The organism is Perlabentimonas gracilis (genome assembly GCF_011174675.1).
Lineage (GTDB): Bacteria > Bacteroidota > Bacteroidia > Bacteroidales > Tenuifilaceae > Perlabentimonas > Perlabentimonas gracilis.
On sequence record NZ_JAANIG010000007.1, the window covers coordinates 74,147 to 91,293 of the forward strand.

At 44.6% G+C, this 17,147-nt stretch carries 16 protein-coding genes; 9 read left to right on the forward strand and 7 right to left on the reverse strand.

Annotated elements, in window-relative coordinates:
* On the forward strand, positions 1–1,518 hold the full coding sequence (locus G8O23_RS04905; RefSeq protein WP_166362383.1) for a sugar transferase: 1,518 nt from the start codon (positions 1–3) through the stop codon (positions 1,516–1,518).
* Between the two features lie 329 nt (positions 1,519–1,847).
* Complete coding sequence (locus G8O23_RS04910; protein WP_166362385.1) at positions 1,848–2,246, forward strand: acyl-CoA thioesterase; 399 nt, start codon at positions 1,848–1,850, stop codon at positions 2,244–2,246.
* Here the strand turns inward: G8O23_RS04910 and G8O23_RS04915 are convergent.
* Positions 2,243–2,629, reverse strand: a complete 387-nt coding sequence (locus G8O23_RS04915; RefSeq protein ID WP_166362387.1) for a hypothetical protein — start codon at positions 2,627–2,629, stop codon at positions 2,243–2,245. The two genes, G8O23_RS04910 and G8O23_RS04915, sit on opposite strands and share 4 nt — an antisense overlap.
* Before the next feature lie 176 nt (positions 2,630–2,805).
* Between G8O23_RS04915 and G8O23_RS04920 the strand changes: the two genes are divergently transcribed.
* A complete protein-coding gene (locus tag G8O23_RS04920; protein WP_166362389.1) occupies positions 2,806–3,897 on the forward strand; it encodes an NAD(P)H-dependent flavin oxidoreductase in 1,092 nt (363 codons plus the stop codon).
* A gap of 35 nt (positions 3,898–3,932) precedes the next feature.
* On the opposite strand, the gene G8O23_RS04925 is transcribed toward G8O23_RS04920, so the two are convergent.
* The 3 genes from G8O23_RS04925 to G8O23_RS04935 all read right to left on the reverse strand — a co-directional run bounded on the left by G8O23_RS04925 (position 3,933) and on the right by G8O23_RS04935 (position 6,535).
* Complete coding sequence (locus tag G8O23_RS04925; RefSeq protein WP_166362391.1) at positions 3,933–4,673, reverse strand: DUF3784 domain-containing protein; 741 nt, start codon at positions 4,671–4,673, stop codon at positions 3,933–3,935.
* Positions 4,674–5,265: 592 nt separating this feature from the next.
* A complete protein-coding gene (locus G8O23_RS04930; RefSeq protein WP_166362393.1) occupies positions 5,266–5,973 on the reverse strand; it encodes a DNA alkylation repair protein in 708 nt (235 codons plus the stop codon).
* Positions 5,974–6,106: 133 nt separating this feature from the next.
* The gene (locus G8O23_RS04935) at positions 6,107–6,535 is read right to left on the reverse strand and encodes a nucleotide triphosphate diphosphatase NUDT15 (RefSeq protein ID WP_166362395.1); all 429 of its coding nucleotides are present in this window, start codon (positions 6,533–6,535) and stop codon (positions 6,107–6,109) included.
* Between the two features lie 1,050 nt (positions 6,536–7,585).
* Between G8O23_RS04935 and polA the strand changes: the two genes are divergently transcribed.
* A complete protein-coding gene (polA, locus tag G8O23_RS04940) occupies positions 7,586–10,360 on the forward strand; it encodes a DNA polymerase I (protein WP_166362397.1) in 2,775 nt (924 codons plus the stop codon).
* Between the two features lie 305 nt (positions 10,361–10,665).
* Here polA and deoC read toward each other — a convergent pair whose 3' ends face one another.
* The 3 genes from deoC to dtd all read right to left on the reverse strand — a co-directional run bounded on the left by deoC (position 10,666) and on the right by dtd (position 12,421).
* Positions 10,666–11,568, reverse strand: a complete 903-nt coding sequence (gene deoC, locus G8O23_RS04945) for a deoxyribose-phosphate aldolase (RefSeq protein WP_166362399.1) — start codon at positions 11,566–11,568, stop codon at positions 10,666–10,668.
* Between the two features lie 65 nt (positions 11,569–11,633).
* Complete coding sequence (locus tag G8O23_RS04950; RefSeq protein WP_166362401.1) at positions 11,634–11,969, reverse strand: nucleotide pyrophosphohydrolase; 336 nt, start codon at positions 11,967–11,969, stop codon at positions 11,634–11,636.
* Positions 11,969–12,421, reverse strand: coding sequence for a D-aminoacyl-tRNA deacylase (gene dtd / locus G8O23_RS04955; protein WP_166362403.1), 453 nt, complete (start codon positions 12,419–12,421; stop codon positions 11,969–11,971). Before dtd ends, G8O23_RS04950 begins: the two co-directional genes overlap by 1 nt.
* A gap of 223 nt (positions 12,422–12,644) precedes the next feature.
* On the opposite strand from dtd, the gene G8O23_RS04960 reads away from it, so the two are divergent.
* The 5 genes from G8O23_RS04960 to G8O23_RS04980 all read left to right on the forward strand — a co-directional run bounded on the left by G8O23_RS04960 (position 12,645) and on the right by G8O23_RS04980 (position 17,139).
* Positions 12,645–13,745: a DUF4271 domain-containing protein gene (locus G8O23_RS04960; RefSeq protein ID WP_166362405.1), complete on the forward strand. Its 1,101-nt coding sequence runs from the start codon at positions 12,645–12,647 to the stop codon at positions 13,743–13,745.
* Between the two features lie 29 nt (positions 13,746–13,774).
* Positions 13,775–14,533, forward strand: coding sequence for a uroporphyrinogen-III synthase (locus G8O23_RS04965; protein WP_166362407.1), 759 nt, complete (start codon positions 13,775–13,777; stop codon positions 14,531–14,533).
* Between the two features lie 93 nt (positions 14,534–14,626).
* The gene (locus tag G8O23_RS04970) at positions 14,627–15,025 is read left to right on the forward strand and encodes a ribonuclease P protein component (RefSeq protein ID WP_166362409.1); all 399 of its coding nucleotides are present in this window, start codon (positions 14,627–14,629) and stop codon (positions 15,023–15,025) included.
* Positions 15,022–15,252 carry a membrane protein insertion efficiency factor YidD gene (gene yidD, locus G8O23_RS04975; protein ID WP_166362411.1) on the forward strand — a complete coding sequence of 77 codons (231 nt, stop codon included), beginning with the start codon at positions 15,022–15,024 and terminating at the stop codon, positions 15,250–15,252. The genes G8O23_RS04970 and yidD overlap by 4 nt, the downstream gene beginning before the upstream one ends.
* A 105-nt stretch (positions 15,253–15,357) precedes the next feature.
* Complete coding sequence (locus G8O23_RS04980; protein ID WP_166362413.1) at positions 15,358–17,139, forward strand: S41 family peptidase; 1,782 nt, start codon at positions 15,358–15,360, stop codon at positions 17,137–17,139.
* Positions 17,140–17,147: the final 8 nt, after the last annotated feature.

Consider the following 17,147-nt stretch of genomic DNA (forward strand, 5'->3'; position numbering starts at 1 on the left):
ATGCTCAAACGATTTTTTCTGCTGCTTATTGACCTTATCCTCTTCTTTGCTGGATTCTGCTTGAGCATTGCTTTTAAGCCAAACGACCTGGAGTACTACATCGAGGGCTACTCAATCCCGCTAATAATCTTTGTGTTTGCCTGGGGGATCTCCTCCATTGTAATTGGAAAGTTTGTATTGGCTGGCAAAGACTTTTCGCCTGTATTTAAGCGCATAATAATTAGCAACTTGGTAACGCTGGCCGTTGTTACTACCATAATGTTTTTCTTTTACAGCTACTCCTTTTCAAGAATAATTGTGCTGGGCACCATTGGCTTTGCCACTCTGCTTGAGGTTTTTGCCTATGGCATTTGGTTTCTTATTAAGCAAAGCCATGAGATAAGGGAAATGCCTCTTTCCAATAGGCGAATGCATATAACTCACCCACCAATTGTTCAGATAGAAGATACCGGTGCTAAGGTTGATTTTGCTCGTAAAAAAGCCATCCGGCGTACCATTGTCGATGAGCTGGGTTTGGATGTTTACGCATACATCAGCCGAGCCATTAATCTAAATGTCGAATCGACCCTGATTGTCTCTACTACAACAAGGTTCAATATTGATAATCAACCCGCCCACTTTTTCAACACCATTGTAAACCTTAAGCGTGTAAACGATATTCGGTGGATAAATAAGTTTTTCGAGTCGGTTAACGACAAGCTCCCCAAAGGCGGGGTCTACGTTTGCATGGCCGAAACCAAGGACTTGCGTAAGCGAAGAATTCTAAGGAAGTATCCCCCAGTATTCAACTACATCTACTACACCTTCGATTTCATCATCAAAAGGGTAATGCCCAAGTTTAACCTTACCAAGGGGATATACTTTTTTCTAACCCGGGGGGAGAATCGTGTGCTATCAAGAGCGGAACTTCTGGGTAGGCTCTACTCCTGCGGATTTGAGGTGCTAAACGAAGAGTTTATTGGAAACCATCTATACGTAATATGCCGAAAAGTTAAGTCGCCAGCCTACGACATGGAGGCAACCTACGGCCCACTAATTAAGCTCCGCAGGGTAGGTAAGAGTGGAAAAGAGATTAAGATTTACAAGATGCGAACCATGCACCCCTATGCCGAGTATCTGCAGGAATATGTTTACCAAAAGCACGACCTACAGGATGGAGGGAAATTTAAAGACGATTTCAGAATATCAACCGTTGGTAGAATAATGCGAAGGTTATGGATTGATGAGCTTCCCTCGCTTATAAACCTATTTAAAGGGGATTTAAAAGTTGTGGGGGTACGTCCACTTAGCCGCCACTACTTTAGCCTATACACAAAAGATTTACAGGAGAAAAGGATTAAGTATAGGCCAGGGCTGGTCCCTCCATTTTACGTGGATAATCCCAAAACCCTCGATGAGATTATGGCTTCGGAGAATAAGTACCTCGATGCCTATGCAAAACACCCATTATGGACCGACATCAAGTACCTTTTTGTGGCAGCATATAACATAATTTTCAAACGGTATAGGAGCGGGTAGGGAATGTAAAATGTAAAGTGATAAATGTAGAAGTTAGAAGAGGGAAGACAGAAGACGCCTGCCTCGTGAGACTGCCGCACTTTGGCAGGATAACGAGGGAAGACAGGAGACAGGAGAGGGAAGACAGAAGACAGGTGACAGAAGAGGGAGGAAGGAAGACAGTGGAAGAAAAGTGTCAACCCACACCCCAATCATACAACCTATTTGCTGACGTCCCGCCTGACCACAGTAGTCGGGCAGGCAGGCAGGCAATCAACCAACCAATCAATCAATCATTCATTCAACCTGCCTGCTGACGATAGTCAGGCAGGGTCAACCAATCAATCCAAATGATCCCAAAACATCAATTAGAGCTAACCGTTCGCGATTACGAGTGCGACCTGCAGGGCATAGTGAACAATGCCGTTTACCTCAACTACCTTGAGCATGCTCGCCACACTTACTTGCTAGAGCGCAATATCGATTTTGCCAAGCTGCACACCGAAGGTGTTGACCTTGTGGTACACCGTATTGAGATTGATTACAAACAATCGCTAACCAGCGGCGACAGGTTTCAAATTACCTCCTCGATGCGCAGGGAAGGACACCTAAGGGTAATATTTGACCAAGAAATTGTGAGGCTACCCGATATGAAACCCGTGGTGAAGGCGAAGGTAACAGGTGTAGGTGTTCGTAATGGTCGCCCAATGCGGGTAAGCGATATTGCAGGATTCCAAGAGTTGGATTAGTTTTCCTTGTCCTTATTGGCAACCAGCAGATAAAGGTTTTTATCCTCTAGAAAAAGATAGCCCTGCTCGTAGCAAAAGTAGTAGGTAAAACCTTTTTGAGTTGTGTAGGTATGGGTATGGTAAGTAAAGTTAAAGCCATTGGTTAGAAGCGTTTCGCGGGTTACCATCGTTTTCCCCGATTGCTTATTTAGCTCCTCAAGCACTCGCCTATTCTTCCTAAGAATATTATTGATATTGCGAACCGTATTGGTTGCATCGCTATTCAACTTATTGTTATAGGTATTACGGCACTGATCGGAGCAGAACTTCTTATCGGAACGACCAATAATCCTGTCGCCGCACTCGGGGCAAACCCTGTAATCCTTATCGTTGCTGGCTGTCATGGCAAACAAGGTTAATCATTAGCCTCTACACTAAATGGTTACATACAAATATAGCAAAAATGTAATTACGCAGAACCAAACAATTTTAAACGGGTTAACCTTAATTATGACGAAAAGCAATATTTTAAACAAATGTTTACCTACTTTTGCAGCAATACAATTTACAATATAATTCGATGAGAGAACTTAAAATTGGCGGCATAACCATTCCCGTGCCGATTATTCAGGGTGGAATGGGTGTAGGAATATCCCTATCGGGTCTTGCAGCGGCGGTAGCCAACGAGGGCGGCGTAGGCGTTATTTCTGCAGCTGGGCTAAGCCTTGTGCACAGAAATCCGGCACTCGATTTTATTCAGGCAAATATTGAAGGGCTAAAAACAGAAATTAGACTAGCCAAGGAAAAGACCAAAGGAATTATTGGGGTTAACATCATGGTGGCCATGTCGAACTTTGCCGATTTGGTGAAGACGGCAATATCCGAAAAGGCCGATATCATATTCTCTGGCGCAGGACTACCTCTCGATCTACCAAAATTTTTGCAAGCCGACAGCATCACCAAGCTGGTACCCATCGTATCGTCGGGTAGAGCAGCAAAGATTATCTGCGAGAAATGGAAATCGCTATACAACTACCTCCCCGATGCCATTGTGGTTGAAGGGCCAAAGGCTGGTGGTCACTTAGGATTTAAAGGCAATCAGCTCGACGACCAAAAATTTTCGCTTGAGGAGCTGGTAACCGACGTTGTGCGCGAGGTGAGTGTTTTTGAGCAAACCTACGGACAAGAGATATCTGTTATAGCTGCCGGAGGAATATACAACGGTCAGGATATCTTCAACATTATGCAGCGTGGTGCTCGTGGTGTGCAGCTGGGAACCCGCTTTGTTACCACACAGGAGTGCGATGCATCGGAAAAATTTAAGATGGCCTACGTTAATGCCACAGCCAGCGATATAGAAATTATTCAAAGCCCTGTTGGGATGCCCGGCCGTGCCGTAAGGAATAGTTTTATTGATAAAGTGCGCGATGGGCTTAAGCGCCCAATTAAATGCCCTTTCCAGTGCATTAGAACCTGCGATGTATCGAGCAGCCCCTACTGTATTATAACTGCACTATACAACGCCTACAAGGGGAACATGAAAAGTGGTTACGCGTTTGCTGGTGCCAATGCATACTTGGCCGATAAAATATCGACAGTTAAAGATGTTTTTAGCGAGCTAAAAACCGATTTGCAAGCAGCGGTTAAGGCCTTTGAGGAGAAAATTAAGTAAATGCATACATCTTTTTAAATATCCAAAAACCGCCTCTAGGGGCGGTTTTGTTTTTCTAGGGCACCGGTTAGCTGGTTGTAAACACGGGTAGTTTCATCACTGCTCTTAAAGTTAAGAATAACCTTACGGTTCATATGGTCGGTAATCTGTATAAAAGGCGGATTTAACGACCGAAGGTAAAGGCGGCTCTCGCCAACCCCATCGAGCTTAAAATGCCCCTTATTTATGCCTCCCAGGCTAAACCCATTAGTCCGCTTCGTAATCGTAGGTAAGTTATCAGCAAGCTCTACTGCCTGCATCCCTTCATAGTAAAGTTTAACACCATACATCCCCTTTATCTCCATATAGTGAGGATTAATGCTCGCCTTGTGGGGCATGATTCCCAGCACAATAATCACTGCAAAAGTTACAGCCATTATACCCGATACAACCCAACGTGCAACCCTGATTCCTGTTAGCTTTGTGGTTGAGTGATTATGATTATACCGTTGGGCCAAGAGCACCATTATTATAGCCCCACCAAAAATGGTTAGGGGGTATACTGCATTGGCCACCATCGACATACCCAACCGCTCGAATAGATACGTGCCAAGTAAAATGGCAACGCCCATAGTTACTAGGGCATTTCGCATTAGGCTCGACAAGCCCTTTATATCGACCTGAGCACGCTCCTTGGAGCTCATGGTGTTATATCCGGCAATAAGCATAGGGAAAGCCTTTACCAAAAACCCTAAGGCCACTAGCAAAACGGAAACGATAAGAATGTGGGTGTCCATTATAAGTAAGATTACTGTTGGTTAATAAGCTATTTGCAAGATGCTAAAAAACTGTTTAAATTTTACCTAAAATATTGGTTGTAAATTACCACGGGCTTCAGCCCGTGGATGAGAATAAGGCGTTAACTTGGCTTTAGCCAAATAAACTACTCCCTTATTGGGCCTGTTTGCCAGGCAGGCTAAAGCCCAGAACCCGTTTTTGTGCGTTATGCTACCAATAAAAAAAAGTCGCACAACTCCCGTTGTGTAGCCTTTGCGATAGCAAAATCTTTGCCTCGGTAGTACTTGTTACGAGTAGGCTAAGTTTGCAAGGATAGCACGACGGCTGTGCAACCGCCGCCGAACGGGGGGAGGCTGCCGCACGACTCCTGTCGTGTGGTTTTTGCAATAGCAAAAAATTTAGCTCCGTTACCACGCGTGAGGACACGCGCGGTAGCAAGGGGGTGTCCATTATAAATAAGATTACTGTTGGTTAATAAGCTATTTGCAAGATAATAAAAAGGCTGTTCACAATTTCAAAATATATTTTTATTAATCTATACCATTAGGCTATATATCAATGCCTTAATTGCATTCCAAAGGTATGCCAACCTTACCTCTCCATAGCACGGCTCCGCAATTCCTTTGGCATCTTTTCGATGGCATAGCGTAATGCCGTGCGGGGCATGATTGATTTATTCCTAACCACGTACTCAAAAATCGCCTGCTGGTTTGCTTCACTTGCGGCTTTAAGCATCCAGCCATACCCTTTTTGCACCAAATCATCCTTATCTAACAGTAAAATATCGGCAATACCTAGGATTTCGTTTAAAAATTTACCCTTTCGGGCTGGTATAATCAGGCTCACGGCCGCTGCTCGGCGCATCCATCTGTTTTCCGATCGAGCAAAGTCTTGTAATTTGGCCAAATAATCGGGATACATCTCGATAAATTCGCCTACCGTATGGTTACACAACGTGTCGCATGATGCCCAGTTGTTTACATGCTTATTTATCCATTTCTCGAATACAGAAAAGTCGACGGGTTCGTAATTTCTACGAATATTGTACGACCAATTGCACGCAATAAACGATTCCTCAAGCATTCCCGATTGCCATAAAACATCGCAAAGCGCAAATATCTCCATCTTTGATTTTGAGGCAATATGCTTAAAGTGCTCTTTACTAATCCGGTTTACGGTGGGCACCTTAACTCCATAGTAGCTAATCTTCTCTTTAAAGAACTTTTGGCTGGTGACCCTAGTTTTTTCATCAACACTGTTTTTGAGGTCGATTCGAATTTTGGCTATTACATTTTCCATAACGAACTGCTGTGTTGGTCAATCAACAATTTTAAAGGTGATGCTAAACAGGTTTGTAGCTGGGGTAAACACGCTTTGGCGTAGCAGCAATCGAACACTCCACCTTGCTAGTACTACCAATTACCCTCTCTGGCTATTGTTGATTAGGAATATAAAATCTCTTTTTCAAAAAGCACTCAACAGCAAATTCGCTGGCATCGAAATGGGGCTTTGGTACTTTTAGGGGTTCGACCCATATCCACAACTCACACTTGTCCTTTTCCATTATCGTTGGTGTTCCTTGAAACTGATTAGCATATAAAATAATTGAAACATAATGCACTTTCTCATTACGGTATGTCCTGAGATTGTTTGTAATTGCAATTACGCTGGGCGAGAATATTTGAAGGCCAGTCTCTTCAAATATCTCCTTAGTAGCAGCCTCCTCAAATGTTTCTCCTAGCTCAAGGTGTCCACCAGGAATTGAATACAATGGGGAGTGACTCCCTTTGCGTTTCCCCACAAGGATTTGACCCTCCTTGTTCTCGATAATCACTCCAACTCCTACTTTGGGTCTCTCCATCTTTTGTTGTTTTATGGTAAAATACTAGTAAGGATATTGAAAACCAAATTAATAATAGTTTTGCTTTAAGGGATACGCTAACCACATCAACTAGCTTAGCATTGCTAACAATCCCCGTTCGGCTGCGGCGCGCCGCAGCCGAATATATCTTGGTAGGCTCCCGCTATTTGCGGGACAAGCTGTAACAAATTTACGAAGTTAACTCTTTTTGCTTTTGCAGGCAATGGTCGCTGGTAGAGCCTGCTGGTGACAGACTGGCTCAGGTGCATCCTACCTTAGGCCGGTAACCCTGGGCCGAACTGGGGTAAATAAAACTAGTTAAAAAACTCAATTGAAAGTCGAGGGATAAAAGTTTTGAACATCTCTTTGTTGATCTGGCTTGCAAGCTCTTTGGCAAAGCTTTGGTTTGTGTGTTGGCTTCCCGATGAATCGGGACAAGCTGTGGGGCTTTGGCAATGTGTGCAATGTGGGTCGGCAGAATTTCAAATTTTTTGTGCGGTGGGTAAAAAAAATTAAAACACATTCGGGTCGGCAATGGGTGTCGGATTATTTGTCTGTCAGTTTCGTTTTTCATTTCAAGTTTATTATTCCATTTTCATTGTCAATTTGCTGTGTCGTTGTCTTTTCTCCGCTTGTGCATAACTCCTTTATACCAACCCAAAATATATCCTCAAACAATAAAGTTTGTTGTAACAGCATACCAGTTGTAAACCTACACAATATTTTCAATTAAATCAATACGCTGTAAGCACCAGCCTGCTTGAGGGAAACGCCAGCGAACATAACTATATTCTCCAAAAATCTGAACTCAAGGTATAACAACCACTGCCTGCTCAGCCCTGCAAAAAGCAACTGCTCTTTTCCTTCTCCAATCTATACAACCCAATAAATCTTCGTACTTTTGTAAGGGAGTAGTTAAATACAAAAGCAGGTAAAACCAATATACCTTCAATTTGCCTAAAAAAGTTAACGAAGCCCAGAACTTCAAGCACTTAACCAGTCTGCCAAAGGGCAAGCGCTAAACTATAAACTATAAACACCTCATAAAATATGTCTGATAAAAAACTCCTAGTTCTCGATGCCTACGCCCTGATATACCGCGCCTACTTTGCCTTTATTAGCCGCCCCATAAAAACCAGCAAGGGGCAGAACACCTCGGCAATTTATGGTTTTACCAAATCGCTACTCGATGCGCTCAAACGGTTCGACCCCACACATATTGCCGTGGCTTTCGACATCTCGGGCAAAACATTCCGCTCCGAGCTGTACCCCGAGTACAAGGCCAACCGGCAGGAAACGCCAGAGGATATCCGTTCGGCAGTGCCCGTAATTAAGGAGATTGTTCGTGCCATGAATATCACCATACTCGAAATGCAGGGCTACGAGGCCGATGATATTGTGGGCACGCTGGCCAAACAGGCCGAGCCGTTGGGTTTTGATGTGATGATGATGACCCCCGACAAGGACTACGGCCAGCTACTTACCGACAAGGTGGTGATGGTAAAACCCTCGCGCAGCGGTGCCGATATTGAAACGGTTACCGCAGCCGATTTCTGTATGAAGTATGGCATAGAGAACCCTGCTCAATTTAAAGATATCCTTTCGCTGTGGGGCGACACATCCGATAATATTCCCGGTGTACCGGGCATTGGTGAGAAAACCGCCGCCAAGCTAATTGCACAGTACGGTTCCATTGAAGAGATTTACAAGAATATTGATGAGCTATCGAAGGGGCAACGCGAGAAGCTGCTTGAAAACAGGGAGCTGCTAGATATGGCCAGAATACTGGTTGAGATAAAGACCGATGTTCCCGTTGATATCGATTTTGAGAAATTGCAGCGCACCCAGCCCAATGCCGAGGAGCTAAAGAGGCTTTTCGATGAGCTGGAGTTCCGCACCCTGATGCGCGATGTGTTTGGCGAAGCCAAGCCGCAGGAAAAACCCAAGCCCGTGCAAACCTCGCTTTTCGGCGACGCCGATTTTGCGGTTCCCGCAACCGAACCCTCGCTAAAAACCATTAACGATGTGCAGCACAGCTACACGCTAGTTGATACCGATAAGGATATTGATGCGCTTATCGAAAAGCTAATGGCAGTAAAGGAGTTCTGTTTCGATACCGAAACCACTGGGCTTGAGCATCACACATCGAAGCTGGTGGGCATTTCATTTTCTGTTGATGCCTTAACGGCTTGGTACGTACCCATTCCAACCGACGAGGCCAAGGCCAAAGCAATTCTCGAAAAGTTTAAACCTCTTTTCGAGAACGATAAGATTGCCAAGGTGGGGCAAAACATTAAGTTCGATTTGCTCATGCTGAAGTACTACGGCATTGAGCTGCGGGGCAAGCTTAACGATACCATGCTGGGGCACTACCTGCTTGAGCCCGATATGCGCCACAACCTAAACATCTTGTCAGAAAATCTTTTGGGCTACAAGCCCATTGAGATCGAGGAGCTGATTGGAAAGAAGGGAAATCGGCAGCTTAACATGCGCAATATCGACCCGCAAAAAATTGCTGTGTACGCCGTCGAGGATGCCGATTTGGCCATGCAGCTCAAGAAAATACTTTGGGAACGATTGGATACAGAAAATCTAACCGAGCTATACTATAAGCTCGAAGAGCCCCTGATAAAAGTGCTGGCACAAATGGAATACGAAGGGGTATCAATTAACACGCAGGCACTTAACGATTACGCCGTTGAGCTCAACAAGGAACTAATAAAACTCGACTCAGAAATTAAGGAGATGGCTGGCGTGCCCGACCTCAACGTATCATCGCCCAAACAGCTGGGGGAGGTTCTGTTTGAGCGTATGAAGATTGCCCCCGATGCCAAGCGCACCAAAACCAAGCAGTACTCCACCAGCGAGGAGGAGCTGATGAAGTACGCCGACAGGCATCCCATAGTTGAAAAGATACTCGATTTTCGCTCGGTCAAGAAGTTATTATCAACCTATGTGGAGGTATTGCCCACGCTTATCAACAAGAAAACGGGTAAGATTCACGCCTCGTTTAATCAGGCGGTTGCCTCAACGGGTAGGCTTAGCTCCAACAATCCCAACCTACAGAATATCCCCATCCGCGAGGAACGAGGAAGGGAAATCCGCAGAGCGTTTATCCCCTCGGGCGATGAATACACATTCCTCTCGGCCGACTACTCGCAGATTGAGCTGCGCCTAATGGCGCACGTTAGCCAGGACGCATCGATGCTAGAGGCATTCCAAAGCGGCGAGGATATTCACGCAGCTACAGCAGCAAAAATCTTCAAAGTACCACTAGCCGACGTAACCCGCGAGCAGCGAAGCCGAGCCAAAACCGCCAATTTTGGGATGATTTACGGCATATCGGCCTTTGGGCTATCGCAACGGTTGGGCATTAGTCGCACCGAGGCAAAAGAGCTAATCGATGGGTATTTTGATACATACAAAGGCGTAAAAGCCTATATGGATAGCTGCGTTGAGCAAGCTCGCAAGAAGGGTTACGTGGAGACCATCTTTGGGCGCAAGCGCTACCTGCCCGATATCAACTCGAATAACCAAACCGTTCGAGGATTGGCCGAGCGCAACGCAATAAACGCACCCATACAGGGTTCGGCTGCCGATATCATTAAGGTGGCCATGATATCAATCCACAACAAGATCCTGGAGCAGAGCCTTAAAAGCCGAATGATTATCCAAGTGCACGACGAATTGAACTTTGATGTGTACAAGCCCGAGCTGGAAACCATGAAGGCACTTCTGAAGGATTGTATGGAAAATGCTATTAAACTATCTGTTCCGCTAGAAATTGATATGGGTGTGGGCGATAACTGGTTGGAGGCGCATTAAGTTAACCCGTCAGGGTGCGAAGCTCCTGACGGCGTTAACGGAGCACCAAATAAAAAAAAGGACTGACTCTTGGGGCGAACTTCTCAGCGCTGGGAAGCCCTACTAAGGGCAGGTAAACTGACAGGATTCGTTGATATACAACTATAATAAACGCTGACAGTTTTACCTGCCACTGGCAGGGCCTAACGGCGCTGTCAGGTTTATTGGAAGAGTTAACCCGTCAGGGTGCGAAGCTCCTGACGGCGTTAACGGAGCACTAAATAAAAAGACACTAACAGGGTCTGACGACGCTGTCAGGTTTATAGTTAATATTTTGCTCCGGGAGCCGATGCAGAAAAGTACTGAACCTTTTGTCCAACAATATCAGATAATAGATTATCGGCCAATCGGCTAGCGCCTAAACGTAGCCACTTATTGTTAAGCCACTTTTCGCCAAGAATCTCCTCAACAATTGAGTAGAACATGATGGCATCGGGGGCTGTGGTCATACCTCCTGCCGGCTTAATGCCTACCATTCGTCCGGTTGCATCGTAGTAATCCTTAGCGGCTTGACACATAACGTAAAGCGCCTCTGGGGTGGCTGCCACATCAATTTTACCTGTTGATGTTTTTATAAAGTCGGCACCAGCCTCCATGGCGAGGAACGAAGCCAAACGAATATCGGAAAGCGATGGCATTGCACCTGTTTCGAGGATAACCTTTACCTGCGCATCGCCTGCCACCTCTTTCATCTGCTGCAATTCAGAAAACACAGTAAAGTAATCGCCCTCAAGGAAATAACCTAGCGAGATTACCACATCGAGCTCATCGGCACCCATTTCGAGGCACATTTGGCACTCGGAGAGTTTTATATCGATAAACGTTTGCGAAGCAGGAAAACCAGCAGCCACCGAGGCAATTTTAACATCTTTGGCTGTTAGCGTATTCCTTACCGACGACACTAGGCTTGGATATACACAAATAGCAGCCACATTAGGTACCCCTTCGAATTTCTGGGATAACTCATTTACCCGCTGGGCAAACAACTCGCCACGCTCAATGCTATCGGTTGAGTTTAGGGTTGTTAGATCAATCAAGCTAAAGCACCTCTTTAGCAACTCCTTATCGTTTACTCTGCCATTTACTTTTGCTTTTATTGCATCTAGAGCTTTGGCTACCGCTTTATCGTCAACCTCTACGTTGAACTTTTCTTCAAATGACATATTCATACACGTTGTTTTTACTTTGATTTGCAAAGATAATACACTTATTAGCAAAACCCGATGCCAACATGTTACTTTAGCTTGGGATTATCTATATGACGTGTTGCATCGCGGGTATTCCGTTTGTGAAAAGCCTCCTCCATAGCTTTTTGCAAATCGACTCCTGTTTGGTTGGCCAAACAAACGAGAACAAATAGAACATCAGCCATCTCTTCGACAATATTGCAAGCACTCTCTCCCTCCTTAAACGACTGGTCGCCGTATGTGCGGGTAATTATCCGGGACAGCTCCCCCACCTCCTCCATTAAAACGCCCAAATTGGTGAGCTCGCTAAAGTAGCGAACGCCCTTGGTTTGTATCCAATTATCAACCTGCGCCTGCAGCTGACTAAGCGTTAAGTTCTCCATCAATCCTTATTTTTGGTATCAATAATTAGGGTCACAGGGCCATCATTCTTTAAGTCAACCAGCATCTTCGCACCAAATATTCCCTCATTAACTGTTAGTTGCGATTGTCGCCTTAACTTATCGATAAGCTGATGATAAAGGGGGATTGCTACTTCGGGGCGCGCCGCTTTTATGTACGATGGTCGGTTCCCCTTCTTGGTTTTGGCATGCAAAGTAAACTGGCTCACCACGAGAAACTCCCCGCCAACCTCTGTAATGGACAGGTTCATCACCCCATCGTTATCATCGAAAACCCTAAGACTGCAGAGCTTGTTAACCATCCAATCTATATCGTTATCAGCATCAGCCTCCTCAAAACCAACTAGTATTAGCAACCCCTTGGCAATGGAGCCAACTACCTCACCATTAACTGTAACCGAAGCCTCCGAAACTCTTTGTAATACTACCCTCATTACTTATTGCAATTCTATTAACTAAACATGTGCGAAGCAATAACCTGGTCAAACCCAACCCCACCATTCGCATAAATTTTGGACACCAAATGAAATTCCATTACATTGAAAGTGGAAATATCTAACAAAAATGGTTCAAAAACCTTTTCAATCCAATTTTCGGAGAGCAAAAAAACAAAAGGTTACTATATTTGCCAACTAATTGGTAAACGGTTACAAGTTGATGGGTAATATTACAGGACATATACGCTCGATCGCATACTCCCCAAAACCTTTGGACCACCTGTCCTTTCAGCCAGATACCATACCAAAGCCCCAATCCAAGGATACACTTGACACCAAGCATGAGGGGATAAACCCTTTATTCCTTCTAATCGAAAGAAAAACTCAAGAGGTTGAGACCATTAAAGAGCAGGCAGAGAAACCTGCTGCACCTGTGGTTCGGCGACCAACTATTCCCAAGGTTGACACCACTTGCTACATTTGTAGGGAGGGTGAGCATCAATCGCTACACGCAATAGTTGATCAGGGGACAGGGATGAGCTCACAACCCTTTGTTGAGCATATGCTATACGACGCAAGCTACTACAACAGCTATGTACACACTAACCAACAGGTTTTTATTGAAACCATTCCAGGAAAACCAACAAATGGTATCCATATAAAGCCAATTGAGCAAGCTGATGCTAGCTATGGTTGGCTTTTTTTTCCAATGATGGTTGTGCTGATAATAACAGTGTTCATAAAATTTTACTTTTCAAAACACATCAACGGGCTATTTAAGGGGGCTGTTTTTTTCCATATAGGCAAAAAAACGCTACAGGAGAACACCATTACCTTGAATCGGTTTTTTAGGATGCTCGACACAGTCCTCCTTGTTTCGCTGCCAATAGCTGCCATTCAAGCGATAATCATAACCGATTCGGAAAATTTCACCCCCAAGCAATTTCCTGTTTTTGCGCTGTATGTTTCTTTTGGTTTTTTGGTGTATCGAGCATTTCGTTTTATTTCCAACAGATCCATTGGCTTCATATCGAACCAGAGACAAGCAATGGTTACGCTCCATATCAACCAGCTAATTTACGAAAGGATTTTTGCCTTGCTGCTAATACCTCTAAACCTATTGATGCTATACTCATCGGCAGATGCTAAAGCAGTTTTCCTATTCCTATCGTTTGGGGTCTTTGGGTTTTCTGTGGTATTACGACTCTTCAGAACTGCACAGGTTTTTCTTTTTAACGGATTTTCAATGTTCTATTTATTTTTATATCTTTGTGCCCTCGAAATTATCCCCATACTGATTGTTATCAATGAGTTTTTTTAGGGGATAACGTGTTGTTGAATAAAACATCTATGACCTTGAAGATCAAAAAGATTATCGTATCGCAACCCGAACCCCAAAGCGAAAAGTCACCCTACCTCGAGCTAATCAATAAGTACAACCTAAAGATTGATTTTCGGCCATTCATTCAGGTCGATGGGGTTCCATCAAAAGAGTTTCGCCAACAGCGAATTGATATTCTTCAGCATACCGCTGTAATCTTCACCAGCCGCACAGCCATTGATCATTTCTTTAGAATTTGTGATGAGGTACGTGTTACTGTGCCCGAAACCATGAAGTACTTTTGTATAACCGAGGCTGTTGCACTTTACCTACAGAAGTACATTGTGTATCGTAAGCGGAAGATTTTTTACGGGCAGGGAACCTTTGCGCAGCTAATGGATGTTATAAATAAGCATAAATCCGAGAAGTTTTTGGTTCCCCTATCGGATATGCATAAGGCCGAAATACCCAAGTCGCTTGACAAAGCAAAAGTTAAATACACTAAGGCTATACTATACCGCACAGTAAGTAGCGACCTGTCGGATCTGAAAGACATCTACTACGATATCATTGTTTTTTACAGCCCAAGTGGGATAAAATCGCTTTTTAAGAATTTCCCCGATTTTGTTCAGGGCGACACAAAAATAGCAGCGTTTGGCCCCACCACCGCAAAGGCAGTAAAGGATCATAAGTTACGCCTCGACATTCAGGCACCAACGCCAGCGTGCCCAAGCATGACCCAAGCGCTCGATGAGTTTATCAAAAAGTTTCATAAGGATAATAAGTAGGCCAATACCCTACAGTAATTGTACACTGGGAATTCCCACACCCAAATCCATCGAAACGCACCATTGGCTGGGACAAATATCAATGGCAAAACCATGAAGCCATTAGGTTTTCCAAAAAGCGAGCGGCTCTGCAGCAAGAAAAGCATTGATAAAATTTTTGCTCAAGGTCAAAGCGTATTCTCATACCCCATCAAGGCCAGTTTTACCGTTGAACCACTAGAGCTTAACGAGCCAACGACACAGGCTCTTTTTGTGGTTCCCAAAAAAAAGTTTAAACGGGCAGTACACCGAAATGCCATTAGGCGAAGGGTGCGCGAAGCATACCGCCTAAACAAAAGCATACTGCACGATTGGTGCACCCAAAACCAGCGGCAAATTAAAGTTGCTTTTATATATGTGGCATCGGAAAAGTTAAGCTTTGAACAAATACAAACGGCAATCGTTAAACACTTCGCTTTGATTATCGACTCGCAAAACAGCAATTTAAGATGAAGATCATCGGAAAAGCATTGGTGTTTATACTCTCGTTACCCATTAGGGCATACCAGCTATTTATTAGTCCACACACGCACGCCAGCTGCCGCTACTACCCCACCTGCTCCACCTATTGCCTCGAGGCGCTAAAAAAGCATGGACCATTTAAGGGCTTATGGCTTTGCATAAAACGTATTGCCAGCTGCAACCCTTGGGGTGGACACGGATACGACCCAGTTCCCTAAGCAAAGGATATCATTCACTAATTTTAGCTCAAAACGCATAGGGAGGCTTACTAATTGGATTAATATTTGCTTACTTTGCTCTCTGTTACAAAACAAACAAGCACTATGGCCAGCATAAAACCCAGATTTAAAAAGATTTCCATTGCACTTGTTGCAACCATTATCGTGGTGGGTACCTTATCGTTCAGCTCTGTAGACTTTAAGGTATCGAAAAGCCTCGACACCTTTTTTGCATTCTTCAGAGAGGTTAGCATTTTTTATGTGGATAAGCCAGATCCCGAAAAGTTGGTAAAAGTGGCCATCGATGCAATGCTGGAGTCGCTTGACCCCTACAACGAGTTTATCCCCGAGGAGGACAAGGCCGAGCTTGAGTTTCAAACAACAGGCGAGTACGGTGGTATGGGCGCACTTATTCGCCAAAGTGCCGATTATCCTATTATTGCCGAGGTTTATGAGGGAAGCCCAGCTCACGGTGCAGGCCTTCGTGCGGGCGACAGAATACTTGAGATTAATGGCACCAGCGTGATGGAGCAACCTGTGGATAGGGTAAGCAAAATGCTTAAGGGAATTCCAAAAACAGATCTGAACCTAGCAATACAACGATACCCCAATCCCGACTCACTTACATTCAGCTTTAAGCGCGATAAGATTCACATACCCAGCGTACCCTATCACGGGATGATCTCTGATCAAATAGGCTACATTAGGCTAGCTAACTTCACCACCAATTGCCATAAGGAGGTGGAAAAAGCCCTAAAAGAGCTGAAATCGAAGGGTAATGCGCAAGGAATAGTTTTCGATTTAAGAGGAAACCCCGGTGGGCTCCTGCATGAAGCAATTCGTATTGTTAACCTATTTGTCCCTAAGGATGAGCTGGTGGTTTATACCCAAGGTCAAATAAAAGAGTTCGACCAGGAGTACAAAACCACTTCGCGTCCGGTTGACACAAAAATCCCGCTTATTGTTCTTGTGGATAGGGTTTCGGCATCGGCATCGGAGATTGTGGCGGGTGCACTTCAGGATCTCGACAGGGCAGTAATTATTGGCGAAAGAACCTTTGGAAAGGGATTGGTGCAAGCCACAAGGCCACTACCCTACAACGCCCAGCTTAAAATAACCACAGCAAAGTATTACATCCCCAGCGGAAGGTGTATTCAGGCAGTCGACTTTACTCAACGAGCCGACGACGGAAGAATATCCTTTATACCCGACTCACTGATATCCGAATTTAAAACCCGCAATGGACGAATCGTTCGCGATGGGGGTGGCATAACACCCGATGTGGACTACTCGGCATCGATGTATAGCCGTTTATCGACCGTGCTATATGCCCGAAATCACCTTTTCGATTTTGCTACGCATTTTCACTCTCTGCACGACACCATCGCCAAACCCAGCTCCTTTAATATCAGCGATAAGCAGTATAATGATTTTATGACATACCTCAACGACATTAATTTTGAGTACGAGAGCCAAACAGAATCCATTCTAAAGGATATGATTAGAGCATCGCAACAGGAAAAGTATCACGACATGCTCAAGCCTCTAACCGACAGCATAAAGTCTTTAGTAAAAGGGAGTATTGCAATGGACTTGGAGCTATTCAAACCTGAAATTAGCAGATTGCTTGAGGAAGAGATTGTGGGTAGATACTACTTCCAAAAAGGCAAGGCACAATACACAATACACAACGACAAGGTAATACCCCAGTGCATTGAAATACTTAGCAACCAGGAGAAGTATAGCAACATTCTTACCACAGGAAAAGCTGAAGCAGGCAACAGTGATATTGCGGATAAAGTTGCGAGGAGAGCATCTGTTGTCCAGGTAGTCAATATGGCATCAACAGCCATGCTTCCAACGGCACTGGATCAATACCCAGGATAGAATTTAAA